At 59.8% G+C, this 19365-nt stretch carries 14 protein-coding genes, 1 pseudogene and 1 riboswitch; of the genes and pseudogenes, 13 read left to right on the top strand and 2 right to left on the bottom strand.

Annotation, left to right across the window (positions count from 1 at the left end; genetic code table 11):
• The 6 genes from AC1D1M_RS08445 to argR all read left to right on the top strand — a co-directional run.
• Positions 1-306: AMP-binding enzyme (locus tag AC1D1M_RS08445; RefSeq protein WP_477775267.1), on the top strand; the 306-nt coding region annotated here is incomplete at its 5' end.
• Positions 307-1007: 701 nt separating this feature from the next.
• Complete coding sequence (locus AC1D1M_RS08440; protein WP_103397762.1) at positions 1008-1784, top strand: ABC transporter substrate-binding protein; 777 nt, start codon at positions 1008-1010, stop codon at positions 1782-1784.
• 91 nt (positions 1785-1875) lie between these two features.
• Complete coding sequence (locus AC1D1M_RS08435) at positions 1876-2565, top strand: ABC transporter permease (RefSeq protein WP_015096506.1); 690 nt, start codon at positions 1876-1878, stop codon at positions 2563-2565.
• Positions 2562-3260: an ABC transporter permease gene (locus AC1D1M_RS08430; protein ID WP_150672566.1), complete on the top strand. Its 699-nt coding sequence runs from the start codon at positions 2562-2564 to the stop codon at positions 3258-3260. The genes AC1D1M_RS08435 and AC1D1M_RS08430 overlap by 4 nt, the downstream gene beginning before the upstream one ends.
• Positions 3261-3297: 37 nt before the next feature.
• Positions 3298-4062, top strand: a complete 765-nt coding sequence (locus AC1D1M_RS08425; RefSeq protein ID WP_477775266.1) for an ABC transporter ATP-binding protein — start codon at positions 3298-3300, stop codon at positions 4060-4062.
• Positions 4063-4175: 113 nt separating this feature from the next.
• Positions 4176-5156: a transcriptional regulator ArgR gene (gene argR / locus AC1D1M_RS08420; RefSeq protein ID WP_477775265.1), complete on the top strand. Its 981-nt coding sequence runs from the start codon at positions 4176-4178 to the stop codon at positions 5154-5156.
• A 17-nt stretch (positions 5157-5173) separates the two neighbouring features.
• Here the strand turns inward: argR and AC1D1M_RS08415 are convergent, their stop codons facing one another.
• On the bottom strand, positions 5174-10204 hold the full coding sequence (locus tag AC1D1M_RS08415) for a dermonecrotic toxin domain-containing protein (RefSeq protein WP_477775264.1): 5031 nt from the start codon (positions 10202-10204) through the stop codon (positions 5174-5176).
• Between the two features lie 309 nt (positions 10205-10513).
• On the opposite strand from AC1D1M_RS08415, the gene AC1D1M_RS08410 reads away from it, so the two are divergent.
• From AC1D1M_RS08410 to astE, 7 genes and pseudogenes are all read left to right on the top strand, one after another.
• Positions 10514-11734, top strand: coding sequence for an aspartate aminotransferase family protein (locus tag AC1D1M_RS08410; RefSeq protein WP_477775263.1), 1221 nt, complete (start codon positions 10514-10516; stop codon positions 11732-11734).
• A gap of 213 nt (positions 11735-11947) precedes the next feature.
• Positions 11948-12967, top strand: coding sequence for an arginine/ornithine succinyltransferase subunit alpha (aruF, locus tag AC1D1M_RS08405; RefSeq protein WP_007971023.1), 1020 nt, complete (start codon positions 11948-11950; stop codon positions 12965-12967).
• Positions 12968-13037: 70 nt separating this feature from the next.
• Entirely contained in the window at positions 13038-14063 is a 1026-nt protein-coding gene (astA, locus tag AC1D1M_RS08400; RefSeq protein WP_008049558.1) for an arginine N-succinyltransferase, read from the top strand.
• Entirely contained in the window at positions 14060-15529 is a 1470-nt protein-coding gene (astD, locus tag AC1D1M_RS08395) for a succinylglutamate-semialdehyde dehydrogenase (protein ID WP_477775280.1), read from the top strand. The genes astA and astD overlap by 4 nt, the downstream gene beginning before the upstream one ends.
• Positions 15530-15692: 163 nt before the next feature.
• Positions 15693-17036, top strand: a pseudogene (gene astB, locus AC1D1M_RS08390) (N-succinylarginine dihydrolase); the annotation flags it as partial.
• 45 nt (positions 17037-17081) lie between these two features.
• Complete coding sequence (locus AC1D1M_RS08385) at positions 17082-17369, top strand: topoisomerase II (protein ID WP_477775279.1); 288 nt, start codon at positions 17082-17084, stop codon at positions 17367-17369.
• 12 nt (positions 17370-17381) lie between these two features.
• Positions 17382-18392 (top strand): succinylglutamate desuccinylase, encoded by a 1011-nt coding sequence (gene astE / locus AC1D1M_RS08380; protein ID WP_477775262.1) that lies wholly within the window; start codon positions 17382-17384, stop codon positions 18390-18392.
• A gap of 169 nt (positions 18393-18561) precedes the next feature.
• Here astE and AC1D1M_RS08375 read toward each other — a convergent pair whose 3' ends face one another.
• Entirely contained in the window at positions 18562-19071 is a 510-nt protein-coding gene (locus tag AC1D1M_RS08375) for a 6,7-dimethyl-8-ribityllumazine synthase (protein WP_108231757.1), read from the bottom strand.
• A gap of 104 nt (positions 19072-19175) precedes the next feature.
• Positions 19176-19346: riboswitch (FMN riboswitch) on the bottom strand.
• Positions 19347-19365: the final 19 nt, after the last annotated feature.

Below are 19365 nucleotides of genomic sequence, written 5' to 3'. Positions count from 1 at the left end.
CCGCACGACATCAAGGGGCAGGGCATCTATGTGTATGTCACCCTTAAAAACGGTGAAGAGCCGAACGAGCAGCTGCGCCTGGAACTGAAAAACTGGGTGCGCAAGGAGATCGGCCCGATTGCTTCGCCGGATGTGATCCAGTGGGCGCCAGGCCTGCCGAAGACTCGCTCGGGCAAGATCATGCGCCGGATTCTGCGCAAGATTGCGACGGCTGAATATGATGGGTTGGGTGATATCTCCACCCTGGCTGATCCGAGTGTGGTGCAGCATTTGATTGATACGCACAAGACCATGAATGTCGCGTAAGCGGCGGTTGTGAGTCACTGAAAGCCCTGTCAGGTGTTGAGCCTGGCGGGGCTTTTTTGTGCCTGGGTTTTTGTGTTGGCTGGGCTGGCCTCATCGCGAGCAAGCTCGCTCCCACAGGGGGATTGCGGTGTTTACACGATCTGAGTCACACCACGAATCCCTGTGGGAGCGAGCTTGCTCGCGATAGCGGCTTATCGGGCGCTACAGCAACATCTACCAATAATTATCGGGTTCCTCCGTCGGCATTTTCCTACTGTTACCCACGATCTTTCAGGTTACTGAATGTGTAACCGCATTGCTTCAATACGGGGTATTGGGAAACGCCAAGCCCCCATCGGGGTTTAAAAAGCACCGCTGAAAAATAAGACCCCACGCTGCGCTTGCCGGATTAGAAGGGTTTGCCAATAATAGGCCCGCAATTTGCAACATAGATCGGTTCAATGTCTTTTGCCTTTGCATGATTTTGCAAGGCTGTCAACGCGCTAAAACGACTTTCTCGGTGCTTCTGTAATTAGTTGTCGCATTGAAGAAATATCGGCCTCCGGCCTGTCGTTAGAATGCCGATCACTCGCTCGTCGTTGCCTGTGTTGAAATTTCGCACGCGCAATGTAGGACGCAGCACTGCTTTCCGGTTCCACTCACTCGCATATTGGGCTGTTGCTCACTCTGCCGTTTTTGCCCTTTACCGATGGAGTCCCAAGATGAAGAAACTCGTGCTGCTTGGCGCCCTGGCACTGTCCGTGCTGTCTCTGCCAACCTTCGCCGATGAAAAACCTCTGAAAATTGGTATCGAGGCGGCTTACCCTCCGTTCGCGTCGAAAGCGCCGGACGGCAGCATCGTTGGTTTCGACTACGACATCGGCAACGCCCTGTGTGAAGAGATGAAGGTCAAGTGCGTGTGGGTCGAGCAAGAGTTCGACGGCCTGATCCCTGCTCTTAAAGTGCGCAAGATCGACGCGATCCTGTCGTCCATGTCGATCACTGAAGATCGCAAGAAGTCCGTGGACTTCACCAACAAGTACTACAACACCCCGGCTCGCCTGGTCATGAAGGCCGGTACTCAGGTCAGCGAAGGCCTGACCGAGCTCAAGGGCAAGAACATCGGCGTGCAGCGTGGTTCGATCCACGAGCGTTTCGCCCGCGAAGTCCTGGCCCCGCTGGGTGCCGAGATCAAGCCATACGGTTCGCAGAACGAAATTTACCTCGACGTGGCCGCCGGCCGCCTCGACGGCACCGTGGCAGACGCTACGCTTTTGGATGACGGTTTCCTGAAAACCGACGCCGGTAAAGGTTTCGCGTTCGTCGGCCCTGCGTTCACCGACGTCAAATACTTCGGTGACGGCGTAGGTATTGCGGTTCGCAAGGGTGACAAGGCTGAGCTGGACAAGCTCAACGCAGCCATCGCGGCCATTCGCGAGAACGGCAAGTACAAGCAAATCCAGGACAAGTACTTCGCCTTCGATATCTACGGCAAGTAACACGTCCCTGCGACAAGTCCGAAATGGCGCAAGCAACAGGATCTCTGAGGTTTGCGCCATTTTTTCATCCCAACTTTCGAGGACCTGAATCATGTTGAAAGGCTACGGGGCTGTCATCCTCGATGGCGCTTGGCTGACGCTTCAGCTCGCCTTGTCGTCCATGGCCATGGCCATTGTTCTGGGCCTGATCGGCGTGGCACTGCGCCTGTCGCCGGTGCGCTGGCTGGCCTGGCTGGGCGATCTGTATTCCACGGTGATCCGCGGTATTCCCGACCTGGTGCTGATCCTGCTGATTTTCTACGGCGGCCAGGACCTGCTCAACCGCGTTGCACCGCTGCTCGGCTTTGACGAGTACATCGACCTGAACCCGTTGGCCGCCGGTATCGGCACCCTGGGCTTCATCTTCGGTGCGTACCTCTCGGAAACCTTCCGTGGCGCCTTCATGGCGATCCCCAAAGGTCAGGCCGAAGCCGGCATGGCTTACGGAATGAGCAGTTTCCAGGTGTTCTTCCGGGTGTTGGTGCCGCAGATGATTCGCCTGGCGATTCCGGGTTTCACCAACAACTGGCTGGTATTGACCAAGGCCACCGCGCTGATTTCGGTGGTGGGTCTGCAAGACATGATGTTCAAGGCCAAGCAGGCGGCCGATGCCACCCGCGAGCCTTTCACCTTCTTCCTCGCAGTGGCGGCGATGTACCTGGTGATCACCAGTGTGTCGTTGCTGGCATTGCGTCACCTTGAGAAGCGCTACTCGGTAGGCGTAAGGGCGGCTGATCTATGATCTTCGACTACAACGTCATTTGGGAGGCCTTGCCGCTGTACCTCGGCGGCCTGGTGACCACCCTCAAACTGCTCGCGCTGTCGCTGTTTTTCGGCCTGCTGTGCGCATTGCCGCTGGGCTTGATGCGCGTCTCGAAGAACTCGGTCGTCAACATGTCGGCCTGGCTCTTCACCTACGTGATCCGCGGCACACCGATGCTGGTGCAGCTCTTCTTGATCTACTACGGTCTGGCGCAGTTCGAAGCCGTGCGTGAAAGCTTCCTCTGGCCGTGGCTATCCAGCGCAACGTTCTGTGCGTGCCTGGCGTTCGCGATCAACACCAGTGCCTATACCGCCGAAATCATCGCCGGCAGCCTGCGTGCCACGCCGAACGGCGAGATCGAAGCGGCCAAGGCCATGGGCATGTCGCGGGTCAAGATGTACAAGCGCATCCTGCTGCCGTCGGCCCTGCGCCGCGCGTTGCCGCAGTACAGCAACGAAGTGATCATGATGCTGCAGACCACCAGTCTGGCGTCCATCGTGACCCTGATCGACATCACCGGTGCCGCGCGCACGGTCAACGCCCAGTTCTACCTGCCGTTCGAGGCGTACATCACCGCCGGCGTGTTCTACCTGTGCCTGACCTTCATCCTGGTGAAACTGTTCAAGATGGCCGAGCGCCGCTGGCTGGGCTACCTGGCCCCGCGCAAGCACTGAATACCACTGACTGACTGTTTTTGTGAGAACCGACAGCATGTACAAACTTGAAGTCCAAGACCTGCATAAACGCTATGGCAGTCACGAAGTGCTCAAGGGCGTGTCCCTGAAGGCGGCAGCTGGCGATGTGATCAGCATCATCGGCTCCAGTGGCTCCGGCAAAAGTACTTTCCTGCGCTGCATCAACCTGCTGGAGCAGCCGCACGCGGGCAAGATCCTGCTCAACAACGAAGAGTTGAAGCTGGTGGCGAACAAGGACGGCGCGCTGAAGGCGGCCGACCCGAAGCAGCTGCAACGCATGCGTTCGCGCCTGTCGATGGTGTTCCAGCATTTCAACCTGTGGTCGCACATGACCGCGCTGGAAAACATCATGGAAGCGCCGGTGCATGTACTGGGCATGTCCAAGGCCGAGGCTCGCGACAAGGCCGAGCACTACCTGAACAAGGTAGGCGTGGCCCATCGCAAAGACGCTTACCCTGGCCACATGTCCGGCGGCGAGCAGCAGCGCGTGGCGATTGCCCGTGCGCTGGCGATGGAACCGGAAGTGATGCTGTTCGACGAACCGACCTCGGCTCTTGACCCGGAGCTGGTTGGCGACGTGTTGAAAGTCATGCAGGCCCTGGCCCAGGAAGGCCGGACCATGGTCGTGGTGACGCACGAAATGGGCTTCGCCCGTGAAGTGTCGAACCAGTTGGTGTTCCTGCACAAAGGTCTGGTCGAAGAAAGCGGCAACCCGCGCGAAGTGCTGGTGAACCCGCAGTCCGAGCGTCTGCAGCAATTCCTCTCGGGTAGCCTGAAGTAATCGCTCCCGTTACGCACCAAATTAGGCCATGCTGCGCAGCGCGCGCCAGATGGTCTAATTTGGTTGCAGCCGCTTCTGGCTTCTAACACTGTTTTCGTTTCGGATTGCCCACCATGACTGCCCATCGAATTGGTTTCCTGATTTGGCCCAGCACTAAAGCACTGACGCTTGCGCTGGCTGAGGAGGCCTTGCGTGTTGCCCAGCGTGTGCATCCGGACGTGGTTTACGAACTGTCGTTCCTGCAGGCCGAACCGCCGACCGAAAGCGCCTGGCAATTGCCGGGTGAAGCGTGGACCGGCAAGCTCGAAAACTTCCAGAAACTGTTCCTGCTCGCTGACGAACCACCGACCGCTCTGGCGCCGGCGCTCAGCAGTGCGCTCAAACAACTGGTGCGTGCCGGCTGTGTGATCGGCGGTCTGTCGGCCGGTGTTTATCCGTTGGCGCAGCTGGGTTTGCTCGACGGTTATCGCGCGGCCGTGCATTGGCGCTGGCAGGACGATTTCGCCGAGCGCTTTCCGAAGGTCATCGCCACCAGTCACCTGTTCGACTGGGATCGCGATCGCCTGACCGCGTGCGGCGGCATGTCGGTGCTCGACTTGTTGCTAGCAGTGCTGGCCCGTGACCACGGTGCGGAACTGGCCGGTGCGGTGTCCGAAGAGCTGGTGGTCGAGCGCATTCGCGAGGGCGGCGAACGCCAGCGTATTCCGTTGCAGAACCGCCTCGGTTCCAGCCATCCGAAGCTCACTCAAGCCGTGTTGCTGATGGAAGCCAACATCGAAGAGCCGCTGACCACCGACGAAATCGCCCAGCATGTGTGCGTGTCCCGTCGGCAACTGGAGCGGATCTTCAAGCAATACCTCAACCGTGTGCCGAGCCAGTACTACCTGGAACTGCGCCTGAACAAGGCCCGGCAGATGTTGATGCAAACCAGCAAGTCGATCATCCAGATCGGCCTGTCCTGCGGCTTCTCCTCGGGGCCGCACTTCTCCAGCGCCTATCGCAATTTCTTCGGTGCCACGCCGCGGGAAGATCGCAACCAGCGGCGCAGCAGCAGCCCGTTCGAATTGTCATCGGTGCCGCCGGAGCGCGGTTGATCCGCGCCTGATCCCGATCAATCTTCCGGTTCGGACGCTTCGGAAGTCGACATCTCCAATTCTGCCCGTTCGATCACTTCCTGAACCCTGAAGTCGACACCGGTCAGCCTGAAATACTCAAGCAGGATTTGCAGGCTTTCTTCAGAGAACGGATTACCCCGCAGACTGATGCTTTCGGCGACCTCCAGTGGCAGTTCGAGGAGGTCGGTGGGTATCTGGCTGATCGCGTTGCCGCTCAGGTCTACGTCTTCCAGGCTCTTGAGCTGCATCAGTCCGGCGGGTAATTCGGTGAGCCCGCAGTTGTCCAGTTGCAGGGTCGCCAGGTCCGTCATCTGGCTGATATCCAGAGCCAGCCCCAGCGGATTGTTTCTCAAGTCGATGAATTCCAGGCGGGCCATCTCGGCCAGGTTCAGGACCGACTGCGGGGTCAGGGTGATGTTGCAGTCGAGGAGATTGAGCGACTTCAAATCGCTCATCCGGAAGATTGCCTCCGGAATATCGCCCAGCCTGAAGTCGTTGATAACGAGGGTCTTGAGTTTGGGAAAACGCTCCAGGAACCCGGTGATACCTGTGGTCAGGCCGCTCTCGCTACTCAGGTAAACCAGAGAAACATGGCTGAAATCTGCGCTCAGTGTCGGCAGGTTACCGGTAATCCAAGTGTCCAGGCTCAGGTCATAAGTAGTCGCTTGTAGCGATTCGTCGAAGCCCTCCGGATCGCTTTCCTGGCGCCAGCAGCGCAATACGGACTCTCTGAATGCGTCCCGCGTCGAATGTTCGATCAGCAGTTGCTGGGCAGTGAACGGTTGATTGCTGTGAGGGTGGACGGCTGGAATATTGCCGGTCCAGGCCGACAGGTCGTTTTCAAGGGTGGTGAGTTCGGCTTCCAGGCGGGTCAGTGCGATTCGTCCCTCGTCCAGTGTGCCGGGTAACAGGAACACGAATTTGCTGGCATCCTCACGGTCCAGCATGGGGTACAGCGCCTGCACACGACGCACGTCGATTTCTTCGGCATAGATACCGAAGTCCTGACCGGTTTGCTGGAAGTGTTGTTTGAGGCGTTCGCGGGTTGCGCTTGAAAGCGGATTGTTGCCCAGGTCAAAGCCTTCCTGGGTGCTGCGTTGCAATGTGAGCAGGGCGCCGGGCAACTCCTTGATATGGTTGTCGTTGAGCAAGGCAGTCTGCAGTCGAGGACGAGTCATCAAGTCGCGCGGGAGTTCAGTGATGCCTGTCTGCGATAAGTCGAGGTAGTTCAAATCGGGCATGTTGCCGACATTGGGTGTCAGGCCCAGGGGGTTCTTGTACAAGTCCAAAATGGTCAACTGATGCAGACCGGCAAGCCCGGCCTGGCTTTCGGGGCTGAGGGTGATCGCGCAATTGCTCAGAACGAGTTCTTCGAGTTGCAACGAGGGAACGGTGTCCGGCAAGCGACCAAGGTTGAAGTCGCGCATTTTCAGGATGCGTAAACCGGTAAAACTGCGCAGAAACTCATGCATGCCCCCCGTGGCGCTACTGCCATCCATTCTTAGCATTGTGACGCCACTGAAGTCGGTGTTCAGGGCCGGCAATTCGCCGATGATCGGTTGGAAGAAGTTGAAGTCGGCAGTTTCAAAGTCGGTCTCGGGAACAGTCCATTGCTGTCGCCAGCAATCCATCAGATCAATGCTGAATTGTTGACGGACCTGCTTTTGTACGGCGAATTGCTCGGGAGTGACCCTGATTTGTGTGTCTGGAATGAACAGCGGAATGTCGTCGCGCCAGGACGAAAGCGTTTCCTGGAGTTGCGCGTGTTGAGCCAAGAGCCGACTCAGCTCTGCCCGCGGTCCGCTGGGATGCAGTTGCAAGCGTTCGACAAAGGCGTCAAATTCTTCGGCGGATAGATGGGGAAACAATGCCTGGGCTCGAGCTTGCAAGGTGGGAGTGTTGCGTGGCATTAGACGAAACCCGTCGCCGCCACCAAGTAAGCGCATGACCTTCGGGTCGTAAGTGGGTTTGAACTCGGGGTGTTGAGCCAGTAGCGCGCGTAATGCATCACGGTTCAAGGCGTGCTGGCGAATCAGCTGCTTGAGCCGTTCACCTTCACCGATATGCAGGTTCAGGGCAGCGCGTTCACTGTCTGGCATTGCCTGCAACAGGCAGGCGTAAAGCGAGTCCATGCCGCTGAGTTCTGCGCCGTCATGATCGAACGCCTGATACGAGCCTTCTTCTCCGAGCACCAGTACTTTACGCAGGGGCGCATCGACGCTGCCCAGGCTGTCGAGCAGAGGCCCTTCATGGGTGTACTGGCGAGTTTCCAGGCGTAGCTCTCCTGTCCAACCCGGCAGTTTTTCCACGGTGTGCAAGGCCAGCCGGTCGGTGTCGAGGTTGTTCTCCGTCGATGGCAAATCAAGCCCCTCGTAGGCGCGTGTCACGCGTACTTGTAGTCCGGCTTCCTTGCTCAGTTCGGTTAGTCGTGGGGCGACAGTGCCTTGTTTCAGTTGTTGCAGCTCCAGGTCGCTTGCTGTGTCCACAATCGCTTGTGCAACGCTGCGTGGCAGTCCGGGCTCGGCATCCATGACCACTTGTATAGCTGCGCGAGCGCCACGTTCGAGTCTGCGATAACGCTGATCGAACAGGCTTTGCCTTTTCTGTTTGGCAAGCCGCGCGAGTATCTGGCGCAACCGCTGCGCCCGATTTTCCAAACCTGGGGAGGGGTGGCCGAATTCTTCGCCCAGCAGCGTTCTGGCTTCGCTGTCCGACAGGGTCAGGAGAAAGGTTTTCAGCAGGTCGCCGTCGGTGAGGCGGGTGGCATCGATTTGCACCACGGGCACATCGGGCGCCGGGCTTTGCCAAAGGGTTTGCGCGTTGTCGTCGATCAGTCGCAGGCCTTTGTTTGACGGCCAGTAGCCGTTTTCATTGAGTATTTCCAGCTGAGTCACTGGATCTGCCTTGAGGAAGTGCTCAGGACGATCACTGCCGATCTGATCGATAAAGGTTTGTATGTCTTGATCGATCTTGAAGCGTTTGAGTGTGTCGGCCAACAGCGGCGGCACCTGTCCGGCATTCACGTGCATCTTGCGCAGGACATTTTCGTCGCAGTCGCTGATGACGAGCATGCGTTCGCGGGTGCTCGCTGGAAATCGCTGCATGTCCGGGCCAATACGGTGTAACACGGTGGCCTGGTCCCAATTCAATGGCTGGTCGAGCTCCGATTGCCAGGCACCGCTGCCGTTGTGTCGCAGTTGTGGTTTGTAGGCGTCAGGGCGGGCGGGGTGGTCGATGCGGTACTTGCCGGTTAGCGGATCCTTGCTCACGGCGTAGTGTCTGTTTTCCAGGGGCAGCAGGTTTTTGCCCTGATGCTGATGCAGCCCCAGCTCATCCGGTTTTGCATCCTTGGGTAAAACTGCCGGGTGTTCATAACTGGTCAGGTCGGGCTGCCAGTAGCGGGTGTCGCCGTCAGGCCGTTTTACCGTATTGAAGCGGTCGATGAATTCAACGATCTCTCGGGGCAATACCGAGCGAAATTCGCCGGCGGCGATCGCACCACCTGCGGCAAAGGTCCCCAGTTGCACTGCGGACTCCACCACACCCATCAGGTGCCCGAAGGCTTCGCGACTCTGCCCCTCGGCCCAGTCGACCACGCTTTCGAAGGTTTCGTCGAGCAACTGGTAGGCCATGTAACCCAGCATCAGTTCGCCGAGAAACGGCACGAAGGGCAGTGCTACGAAAGCGGCGATGTTCAGGAGTGTCGCGGCTATTTCCGTGAAGGAGTCCCACAGCGCCCAACGGGCTTTCTGGTCGACCGTTGCAGTGGAAACCGCGATCACTCGTGCATCGTTGAGGATCTTGTTGAGCTTGCTCTGGTAGAGGTGAGTCCACAGTTCTCCTTTGACAGGCGTTGCCACGACGTGCAGATCTGCACGCGGGTTGGGTTGTTCCCGCCAGGTCGGACGAGGGTCGCCTGGCTCAACCGGTTGCCAGGTAATCGGGGCCAGCAGATTGTTCAGTTGTGCGAAAAAGTGACCGCGATCCTCATGGTTAATGAAGCGGCTGAAAAATTGTTGATACTCGGGGGCGCGCAGGCGCTGGCCCAGTTCCTCGGCGAATGCCGCAGACGAGGGGTATTCCTTGATCGGATGTTCGGGGTCGCCCGGTATGTAAGCCACCACGCGAACCACTTCCCGGGCTTCTTCCAGGTCCGGGGCAAACAGCAGGATGCCGGTGAGGCGCGCGTTCAGGATCGTCAGGTCATGACAGCGCCATAGCTGCCCGTGCAGGCGTAGATGCGGCAGGTTGTCGAGCAGGCCGAGAATCAGACTGTGGGTGCCGCTGCCCAGGTGTTTTTGCATCTGCGCCAGGTGCAATGCAGCGGTGAGTGCGGTTTTCTGGCTGTCGCGGATTTTTGCTTGCAGGACCGCCGCGACCACCGGGTTGCTGATGCCCAGATTGTCTTCCAGATACGTTTTATAGCGCTGGCCGATGTCCAGCTCTCGGCACATGCCGGTAAATACCGCGACAGGCATTTTTTCCAGGATCTGCGGCAAGGTCAGGAATTGCCCGCTGGAAGACGGCGCGGTGATGTACGTCGAGGCAGGCTCGAAGGCATCGGCGCCGGTCTCGGCACTTTCGAAATTGTGCAGCGCGGCGTCCAGCAGCGAAACCGTCCAGGTGCGCGCAGCGCCCGACTTCAGCCGTAACCACGGCAGGTGAGCAGGGATGTAGAGGCGCAAAAAAGTCTTGCGCACATCCACCTCAAGGCCAAAGCGGCGCTTGAGTTCGGCCTTGAGCAGCGGCTCGGCGAAATCCGCTGGGTCTTGCAGGTTGGCCAGCGCCTTGTCGACCTGATTCTGGCTAGAAATCTGTCGGGCGATCAGCCTGACGAGTTCCGTGTGGTGAAGTTTCGATGCATTGCGTAGTACGGCGGGCAGAGCGGGGGTGATGTTGCGCAGCGCCTCACGTCGGTGGGGCGCCGCCTGACGGAGCCAGGGGGGTATGACATTCTGCAGATGCTGGAAATGAGCGTCCGGCCTGAAAGCGTCGGAAGCAACAGTGACGGTAGATTCGGTATTCATGGGGTGAGTGGCCGTTGGCTTTGAGAGGCCACTAGGAAAACCCGCGAACCTGGGCGCTGTGCGGTACATATTTACCGCACTCGGGCCATTGGCATGAGTTACAACGTCGCAAGCCTGCCGCAAACGCCCGCCGCCAGTTAAACTGCGCCTTTGCGACCCTATTTGTCGCATTGCCGTAAACCCGGGAAAATCCGGGGTTTGCGCTATAAGAAGTTGTCGCTTGGCGGCAAGGCCGGGCTGAAAACTGTCCTTACAATCCCCCCATCGCTCGCCAGTTTCAGGCGAGTGTTTTCTCTTCAGGAGACTCCGATGTCCGTTGAGCACGCTGCGGTACAACGCGCCGATTTCGATCAGGTAATGGTTCCCAACTATGCGCCTGCCGCATTCATTCCTGTGCGTGGCGCCGGTTCCCGCGTTTGGGACCAGTCCGGTCGCGAGCTGATCGACTTCGCCGGCGGGATTGCCGTTAACGTATTGGGCCACGCGCATCCGGCGCTGGTCGGTGCCTTGACCGAGCAGGCGAACAAACTGTGGCACGTGTCCAACGTGTTCACCAATGAGCCGGCCCTGCGCCTGGCGCACAAGTTGGTCGACGCCACCTTTGCCGACCGCGCCTTCTTCTGCAACTCCGGCGCCGAAGCCAACGAGGCCGCCTTCAAGCTGGCCCGTCGTGTCGGTTTCGACCGTTTCGGCAGCGAGAAGTACGAGATCATCGCCGCGCTCAACAGCTTCCACGGCCGTACCCTGTTCACCGTGAACGTGGGTGGCCAGTCGAAGTACTCCGACGGTTTCGGTCCGAAAATCACCGGCATCACCCATGTGCCGTACAACGATCTGGCCGCGCTGAAAGCCGCCATTTCCGACAAGACTTGCGCCGTGGTGCTGGAGCCGATCCAGGGCGAAAGCGGTGTGATCCCGGCTGAACTGGAATACCTGCAAGGTGCCCGCGAACTCTGCACCGCGCACAACGCGCTGCTGATCTTCGACGAAGTGCAGACCGGCATGGGCCGTACCGGCCATCTGTTCGCCTACCAGCATTACGGCGTGATCCCGGACATCCTGACCAGCGCCAAGAGCCTGGGCGGTGGTTTCCCGATCGCGGCGATGCTGACCACCGAAGACTTGGCCAAACACCTGGTCGTCGGCACCCACGGCACCACTTACGGCGGCAACCCGCTGGCGTGCGCTGTCGCGGAAGCCGTGATCGACGTGGTCAACACCCCTGAAGTGCTGGCCGGCGTCAACGCCAAGCACGACAAGTTCAAGGCGCGCCTTGAGCAGATCGGCGAAAAATACGGCCTGTTCACCAAGGTCCGTGGCATGGGCCTGTTGATCGGCTGCGTGCTGAGCGACGCCTGGAAAGGCAAAGCCAAGGACATCTTCAACGCCGCTGAGCAAGAAGGCCTGATGGTCCTGCAAGCCGGCCCGGACGTGGTGCGTTTCGCCCCGAGCCTGGTGGTGGAAGACGCCGATATCGATGCCGGTCTGGACCGCTTCGAACGTGCCGCAGCAAAACTGACGCAAGCCTGATAGACCCTTCGACGTCAGAGTTTTCGGGCGTCGAACCGAATTTTTTATGCCGGCCCCGCTTTTATGTGGGAGCGAGCTTGCTCGCGATGAGGGCCTGACAGCCAACATCTTCGTTGTCTGACAGGACGCCATCGCGAGCAAGCTCGCTCCCACAGTGTCTCTCAGGCAGGCCAGGTTTTTTTCTCTGTAAATTTTGGATAAAGGAGTGACACCATGCTGGTGATGCGCCCCGCGCAAATGGCTGATCTGGGCGAGGTACAGCGTCTGGCTGCGGACAGTCCGATTGGTGTCACTTCCTTGCCGGATGACGTTGAGCGCCTGAGTGACAAGATCGCGGCAAGCGAAGCCTCGTTCGCCGCTGAAGTGAGTTTCAACGGTGAAGAAAGCTATTTCTTCGTCCTTGAAGACTCTGCCACCGGCAAGCTGGTCGGTTGCTCGGCCATCGTGGCGTCGGCCGGTTACTCCGAGCCGTTCTACAGCTTCCGCAACGAAACGTTCGTGCACGCTTCGCGCGAGTTGAAGATTCACAACAAGATCCACGTGCTCTCCCAGTGCCACGACCTGACCGGCAACAGCTTGCTGACCAGTTTCTACGTGCAGCGCGATCTGGTGGGTTCGCCGTGGTCGGAACTCAATTCCCGTGGCCGCTTGCTGTTCGTAGCCAGCCATCCGGAGCGTTTTGCCGATTCCGTGGTGACCGAGATCGTCGGTTACAGCGATGAAAACGGCGACTCGCCATTCTGGGATGCCATCGGTCGCAACTTCTTCGATCTCAACTACGCCGAAGCCGAGCGTCTGTGCGGGCTGAAAAGCCGTACGTTCCTCGCCGAACTGATGCCGCATTACCCGATCTACGTGCCACTGCTGCCGGACTCCGCTCAAGAAGCCATGGGCCAGGTGCATCCGCGGGCGCAGATCACCTTCGACATCCTGATGCGCGAAGGCTTCGAGACCGATCACTACATCGATATCTTCGACGGCGGCCCGACCCTGCATGCCCGTGTCTCGGGGATCCGTTCGATTGCCCAGAGCCGTGTGGTGCCGGTGAAGATCGGCGAGCCGGTCAAGGGTGTCGGTCGCCAGTATCTGGTGGCCAATGCCCAGTTGCAGGATTACCGCGCGGTCATGCTCGAGCTTGACTACGCGCCGGGCAAACCGGTGACCCTGGACCTGGAAGCGGCCGAAGCCCTGGGCGTCGGCGAGGGTGCAAGCGTGCGCCTGGTGGCGGTTTAACGTCGCAATTGATGCCTAGAAAGCAGCGAAGTTTCACGGGTGGCGCAAGCGGCCCGTTTGAGGAGATAGCATGATCGTTCGTCCCGTACGCAGCAGCGATTTACCCGCTCTGATCGACCTGGCCCGCAGCACCGGCACCGGCCTGACTACCTTGCCGGCCAACGAAGAACGTCTGGCCCATCGGGTCGGCTGGGCCGAGAAGACCTTTCGCGGCGAAGCCGGGCGGGGCGACGCGGACTACCTGTTCGTGCTCGAAGATGACGACGGTCGCGTGGTGGGTATTTCCGCCATTGCCGGCGCCGTCGGCCTGCGTGAGCCCTGGTACAACTTCCGGGTCGGTCTGACGGTCAGCGCTTCCCAAGAGCTGAACATCTATCGCGAAATCCCGACGCTGTTCCTGGCCAATGACCTGACCGGTAATTCGGAGTTGTGCTCGCTGTTCCTGCACGCCGATTATCGCAGCGGCCTCAATGGCCGCATGCTGTCCAAGGCGCGGATGCTGTTCATCGCCGAATTCCCGCAACTGTTCGGCAACAAAATCATTGCCGAAATGCGCGGTGTTTCCGACGAAGCCGGGCGTTCGCCGTTCTGGGAAAGCCTGGGCCGGCACTTCTTCAAGATGGAATTCAGCCAGGCCGACTACCTGACCGGCGTGGGCAACAAGGCGTTCATCGCCGAACTGATGCCGAAATTCCCGCTGTACACCTGCTTCCTGTCGCCGGATGCGCGCAACGTGATCGGTCAGGTTCACCCGGACACCGAGCCGGCGCTGGCCATGCTCAAGAGCGAAGGTTTCAGCTACCAGGGCTACGTCGACATTTTCGACGCCGGCCCGGCCATCGAATGCGAAACCGGCAAGATCCGCGCCGTGCGCGACAGCCAGGCGCTGGTGCTGGCCGTCGGCACACCGGGTGACGACGCCACGCCATTCATCATTCACAACCGCAAGCGCGAGGACTGCCGCATCACTGCTGCGCCGGCACGTCTGGCCGCCGGCACCCTGGTGGTCGATCCGCAGACCGCCAAACGTCTTCAACTCAACGCTGGCGATCAAGTGCGCGCCGTGGCGTTGTCCGCAGCTCGGGAGTCGAAATAATGAAGTCGCTTTACATCGCAGGTGAATGGCTGTCCGGTCTGGGCGAAACCTTCGAGTCGCTGAACCCGGTGACCCAGCAAGTGCTGTGGTCCGGTGCCGGTGCCACCGCCGCTCAGGTCGAGTCGGCTGTGCAAGCGGCGCGTCAGGCGTTCCCGGGCTGGGCACGGCGTACCTTGGAAGAGCGTATCTCGGTGCTGGAAGCCTTTGCCGCCGCGCTGAAGAATCACGCTGATGAACTGGCCCATACCATCGGCGAAGAAACCGGCAAACCCCTGTGGGAAGCGGCGACCGAAGTCACCAGCATGGTCAACAAGATCGCGATCTCGGTGCAAAGCTACCGCGAGCGTACTGGCGAGAAGAGCGGCCCCCTGGGCGACGCCACCGCTGTGCTGCGCCACAAACCCCACGGTGTAGTCGCGGTGTTTGGTCCTTACAACTTTCCGGGCCACCTGCCGAACGGCCACATCGTGCCGGCACTGCTGGCCGGTAACAGCGTGCTGTTCAAGCCAAGCGAACTGACCCCGAAAGTCGCCGAACTGACGGTCAAGTGCTGGATCGAGGCTGGCCTGCCAGCAGGCGTATTGAACCTGCTGCAAGGCGCTCGCGAAACCGGCATCGCCCTGGCGGCGAACCCGGGTATCGACGGGCTGTTCTTCACCGGTTCCAGCCGCACCGGCAATCACCTGCACCAGCAATTCGCCGGTCGTCCGGACAAGATCCTCGCGCTGGAAATGGGTGGTAACAACCCGCTGGTGGTCGATCAGGTCGCCGATCTCGATGCCGCGGTGTACACCATCATTCAGTCGGCGTTCATCTCCGCCGGCCAGCGTTGCACCTGTGCCCGCCGCTTGCTGGTGCCGCAGGGTGCCTGGGGCGACTCGCTGCTGGCGCGTCTGGTGGCGGTCAGCTCGACTATTGAAGTCGGTGCCTTCGATCAGCAACCGGCGCCGTTCATGGGCTCGGTGGTCTCTCTCGGCGCAGCGAAAGCGCTGATGGATGCGCAAGAACATCTGCTGGCAAACGGCGCCGTGGCGCTGCTGGAAATGACTCAGCCTCAGGCTCAATCGGCCTTGCTGACCCCGGGCATTCTGGACGTGACCGCCGTCGCCGATCGTCCTGACGAAGAGCTGTTCGGCCCGTTGCTGCAAGTGATCCGCTACGCTGATTTTGAAGCCGCAATCGCTGAAGCCAACGACACCGCCTACGGTCTGGCTGCTGGCCTGCTGTCGGATTCCGAAGCGCGCTACCAGCAATTCTGGCTGGAAAGCCGTGCCGGTATCGTCAACTGGAACAAACAACTGACCGGTGCCGCGAGCAGCGCGCCATTCGGCGGCGTCGGCGCCTCGGGCAACCATCGCGCCAGTGCCTATTACGCGGCGGACTATTGCGCGTACCCGGTGGCCTCGCTGGAAACGCCGAGCCTGGTCTTGCCTGCCGCCCTCACGCCTGGCGTGAAAATGGCGTGATGCCCAATCGCGAGCAGGCTCGCTCCTACAGGATTTGTGTCTTACATAAAATGTGTGAACACCACCGAACCTGTGGGAGCGAGCTTGCTCGCGATGGCCGCAACGCGGTCGCAAAGAATAGTTACTGAAGCCTATAACAACAGATTCTCGTGGAGCCTCGCTGATGAAATCCTATGAAGTCAATTTTGACGGTCTAGTGGGGCCGACCCATAACTACGGTGGCCTGTCCTACGGCAACGTCGCGTCCCAGAGCAACAGCCAGCAGTCTTCCAACCCCAAGGAAGCGGCGCTGCAAGGCCTGGCAAAAATGAAAGCGCTGATGGAGATGGGCTTTCAGCAAGGCGTGCTGGCACCGCAAGAGCGCCCGGATGTGGCCGCACTGCGTCGCCTGGGCTTCAGCGGCACGGACGCTCAAGTGATCGAGCGCGCTGCCAAAGAGGCGATGCCGCTGCTGGTGGCCAGTTGCTCGGCCTCGAGCATGTGGGTGGCCAATGCCGCCACCGTCAGTCCGAGCGCCGACACGGCTGACGGCCGCGTGCATTTCACCGCCGCCAACCTCAACTGCAAATATCACCGCAGCATCGAACACCCGACCACCAGCCGCGTGCTGGGGGCGATGTTCGCTGACCAGAAACACTTCGCCCACCACGCCGCCTTGCCGGCCGTGGCGCAATTCGGTGACGAAGGCGCGGCCAACCACACGCGTTTCTGCCGTGAGTACGGCGAAGCCGGTGTCGAGTTCTTCGTATTCGGTCGCAGCGCGTTCGATACCCGCTACCCGGCACCGCAGAAGTACCCGGCGCGCCAGACCCTCGAAGCGTCCCAGGCCGTTGCCCGTTTGCACGGTTTGAGCGATGACGGCGTGGTCTACGCCCAGCAGAACCCGTCGGTGATCGACCAGGGTGTGTTCCACAACGACGTGATCGCCGTGGGTAATGGCGAAGTGCTGTTCTATCACGAGGACGCATTCCTCGAGACCGAGCAGATGCTGTCCGAACTGCAGAGCAAACTCGCCAAAGTCGGTGGGAAATTTCAGTCTGTCTGTGTTCCGCGTTCCGCTGTCAGCGTGGAAGACGCAGTTCGTTCCTACCTGTTCAATAGCCAACTGCTGTCGCGTCCTGACGGCTCCATGCTGTTGATCGTGCCGGAAGAATGCCGTGGCAACGAGCGCGTCTGGCAATACCTGCAGGGTTTGACCAGCTCTGGCGGCCTGATTCGCGAAGTGAAAGTCTTCGATCTCAAGCAGAGCATGCAGAACGGCGGTGGCCCGGCTTGCCTGCGACTGCGCGTCGCGCTCACCGAAACCGAACTGGCGGCGGTCAATCCAGGGGTTATCATGACCGCACCGTTGTACGGCACTCTGACCGAATGGGTCGAGAAGCACTATCGCGACCGCATGACCGAAAACGATCTGGCGGACCCGCAATTGCTGCTTGAGTGCCGGACGGCACTGGATGAACTGACGCAAATCCTTAAACTGGGCGCGGTTTATCCATTCCAGATCAATTGGGATGGCAGCGCGCCGGTTCAACTCAAACGAGAGCGTAAAGACATGAGCGATACCCTGCAGCTGATCCTTGAAGACACCGACGGCACGCAACTGGAGACTTCCTGCACCCGCGTCGCGGTCCTGTGGCAAGGCAAAGAGCTGTGGATCCAGCAGGACGGCCGTGGCCAGTTGCTGATCGGCGTGGACGTCGAAGAAGGCGATGCCGAATACGCCAACCTGCTGCTGCGCCCATTGGCGACTAATCTGGTAAGTCTGCAACTGGAGATGGAACCTGCCGACCTCACCGACGAGGAACACGTTCACGGCCCGGATTGCAACCACGATCACTAAGGAAACCGCTCTATGCTCGCCCTCGGCAAACTGCTTGAACTGACCCTCGCCGGCCGCGAACCGGCGGAGAAGACTCAACTGACTGTCGAAGGCGTGCGCATGCGCTGGTTGAGCGAAGGTGCGCTGGAAGTCCGGCCACCTGAAGCGCGTGACAATGGCCTGGACCTGCTGCTGTCGGCGGGGATCCACGGCAATGAAACAGCGCCGATCGAACTGCTCGATCGCCTGTTGCATGACATCGCCCGCGGTGACTTGAAGCCGCGTGCACGTATTCTGTTCCTGTTCGGCAACCCCGAAGCGATTCGCAAGGGCGAGCGTTTCGTCGAGCAGGACGTCAATCGGCTGTTCAATGGCCGTCATGAACAAAGCAGTGGCTCCGAAGCCCTGCGCGCTTGTGAACTGGAGCGGCTGGCAGCGAGTTTCTTCAGCCTGCCGGACCGTCAGCGCCTGCACTACGACCTGCACACGGCGATTCGTGGCTCGAAAATCGAGCAGTTCGCCTTGTACCCGTGGAAAGAAGACCGCCAGCATTCGCGTCAGGAACTGGCGCGCCTGCGCGCCGCCGGCATGGAAGCGGTGTTGCTGCAGAACAAACCGTCCATCGTATTCAGCGCCTACACCTACGACAAGCTCGGTGCCGAGGCTTTCACCCTGGAGCTCGGCAAGGCGCGGCCATTCGGGCAAAACGCCGGGGTCAATGTCTCGCTGCTGGAGGAGCGCCTCAAGCAGATCATCGAAGGCACCGAGCCGGAACTGACTGAGCAAGCACTGGACGGTTTGCAGCTGTACAGCGTGGCGCGGGAAATCATCAAGCACAGCGACAGCTTCCGCCTGAACCTGCCGGCGGATATCGAGAACTTTTCCGAGTTGGAAGTGGGTTACCTGCTGGCGGAAGACATCGCCAACACCCGCTGGATCATCGAGGAGGAGGGCGCCCGGATCATCTTCCCGAACCCCAAGGTGAAGAACGGTTTGCGTGCCGGCATCCTGATCGTGCCGACCACCGACGAAAACCTGGCCTGACCACAAACTGAAGCCAGACATAAAATCCCTGTGGGAGCGAGCTTGCTCGCGATAGCGGACTATCAGTCGATGAATATGTTGACTGATACACCGCAAATCGCGAGCAAGCTCGCTCCCACAGTTGATTTGGGTGAAGCCAAAGACATCACCCATACCACGGGTTCTGTGATTACACGGCCACCGCACGCGGCTCACTGCGACGCAGCGAGCGGATCTTCAGCAACGTATCTGCACAAGTCTTCGCCGCTTCCTGGCCTTTATGCACGAAATGCTCGAAGAAGAACTTCTGGTGCTCTTCGCCGGCATGGAAGTGGTGCGGGGTCAGGGACACCGAGAACACCGGCACTTCGGTTTCCAGTTGAACCTGCATCAGGCCGCTGACCACCGACTGGGCGACGAACTCGTGACGGTAGATGCCGCCGTCCACCACCAGGGCTGCCGCGACGATGCCGGCATAACGGCCGGTCTTGGCCAGCAACTTGGCGTGCAGGGGCATTTCAAAGGCACCGCCGACTTCGAAGAAATCGATGTCGGACTCCTGATAACCCTGGGCAATCATTTCGGCGACGAAGCCTTTACGACTCTGGTCGACAATTTCCTTGTGCCAGCAGGCCTGGATGAACGCGACGCGCTCGCCGTGGTGGTGTTTGCTTTTGCTATCGATTGCGGTGGGTTGCATGTTCTGACTCCTGTTTGTGTGAAAAACAGGGCGTTATGAATCGAATGGGATCTAAAGGGTACGCACGCTCGCACGAATGCCGGCGTTCGGCCCTTTGGCGATAATCCCGTTCTCTCTTCATCCGGACTATGACCGTCGGCCCCGGGATCACACCGGGTCTGCTGACCTTGCTGTCAGGCTCCGCCGAAGCGGTGCTGTCACCAAGCGCTCGCGGGCTATGCGCATTGCGCGCAATTACCGCCGGTGGGGAGTTGCACCCCGCCCTGAGAACGTTTTTGCCGCCGGAATGTTTGG

The sequence above is a fragment of the Pseudomonas sp. P1_F7 genome, from assembly GCF_056405655.1.
The sequence above is the reverse complement of the archived record's forward strand: the minus strand, read 5'-3'. Positions and strand labels throughout refer to the sequence as shown.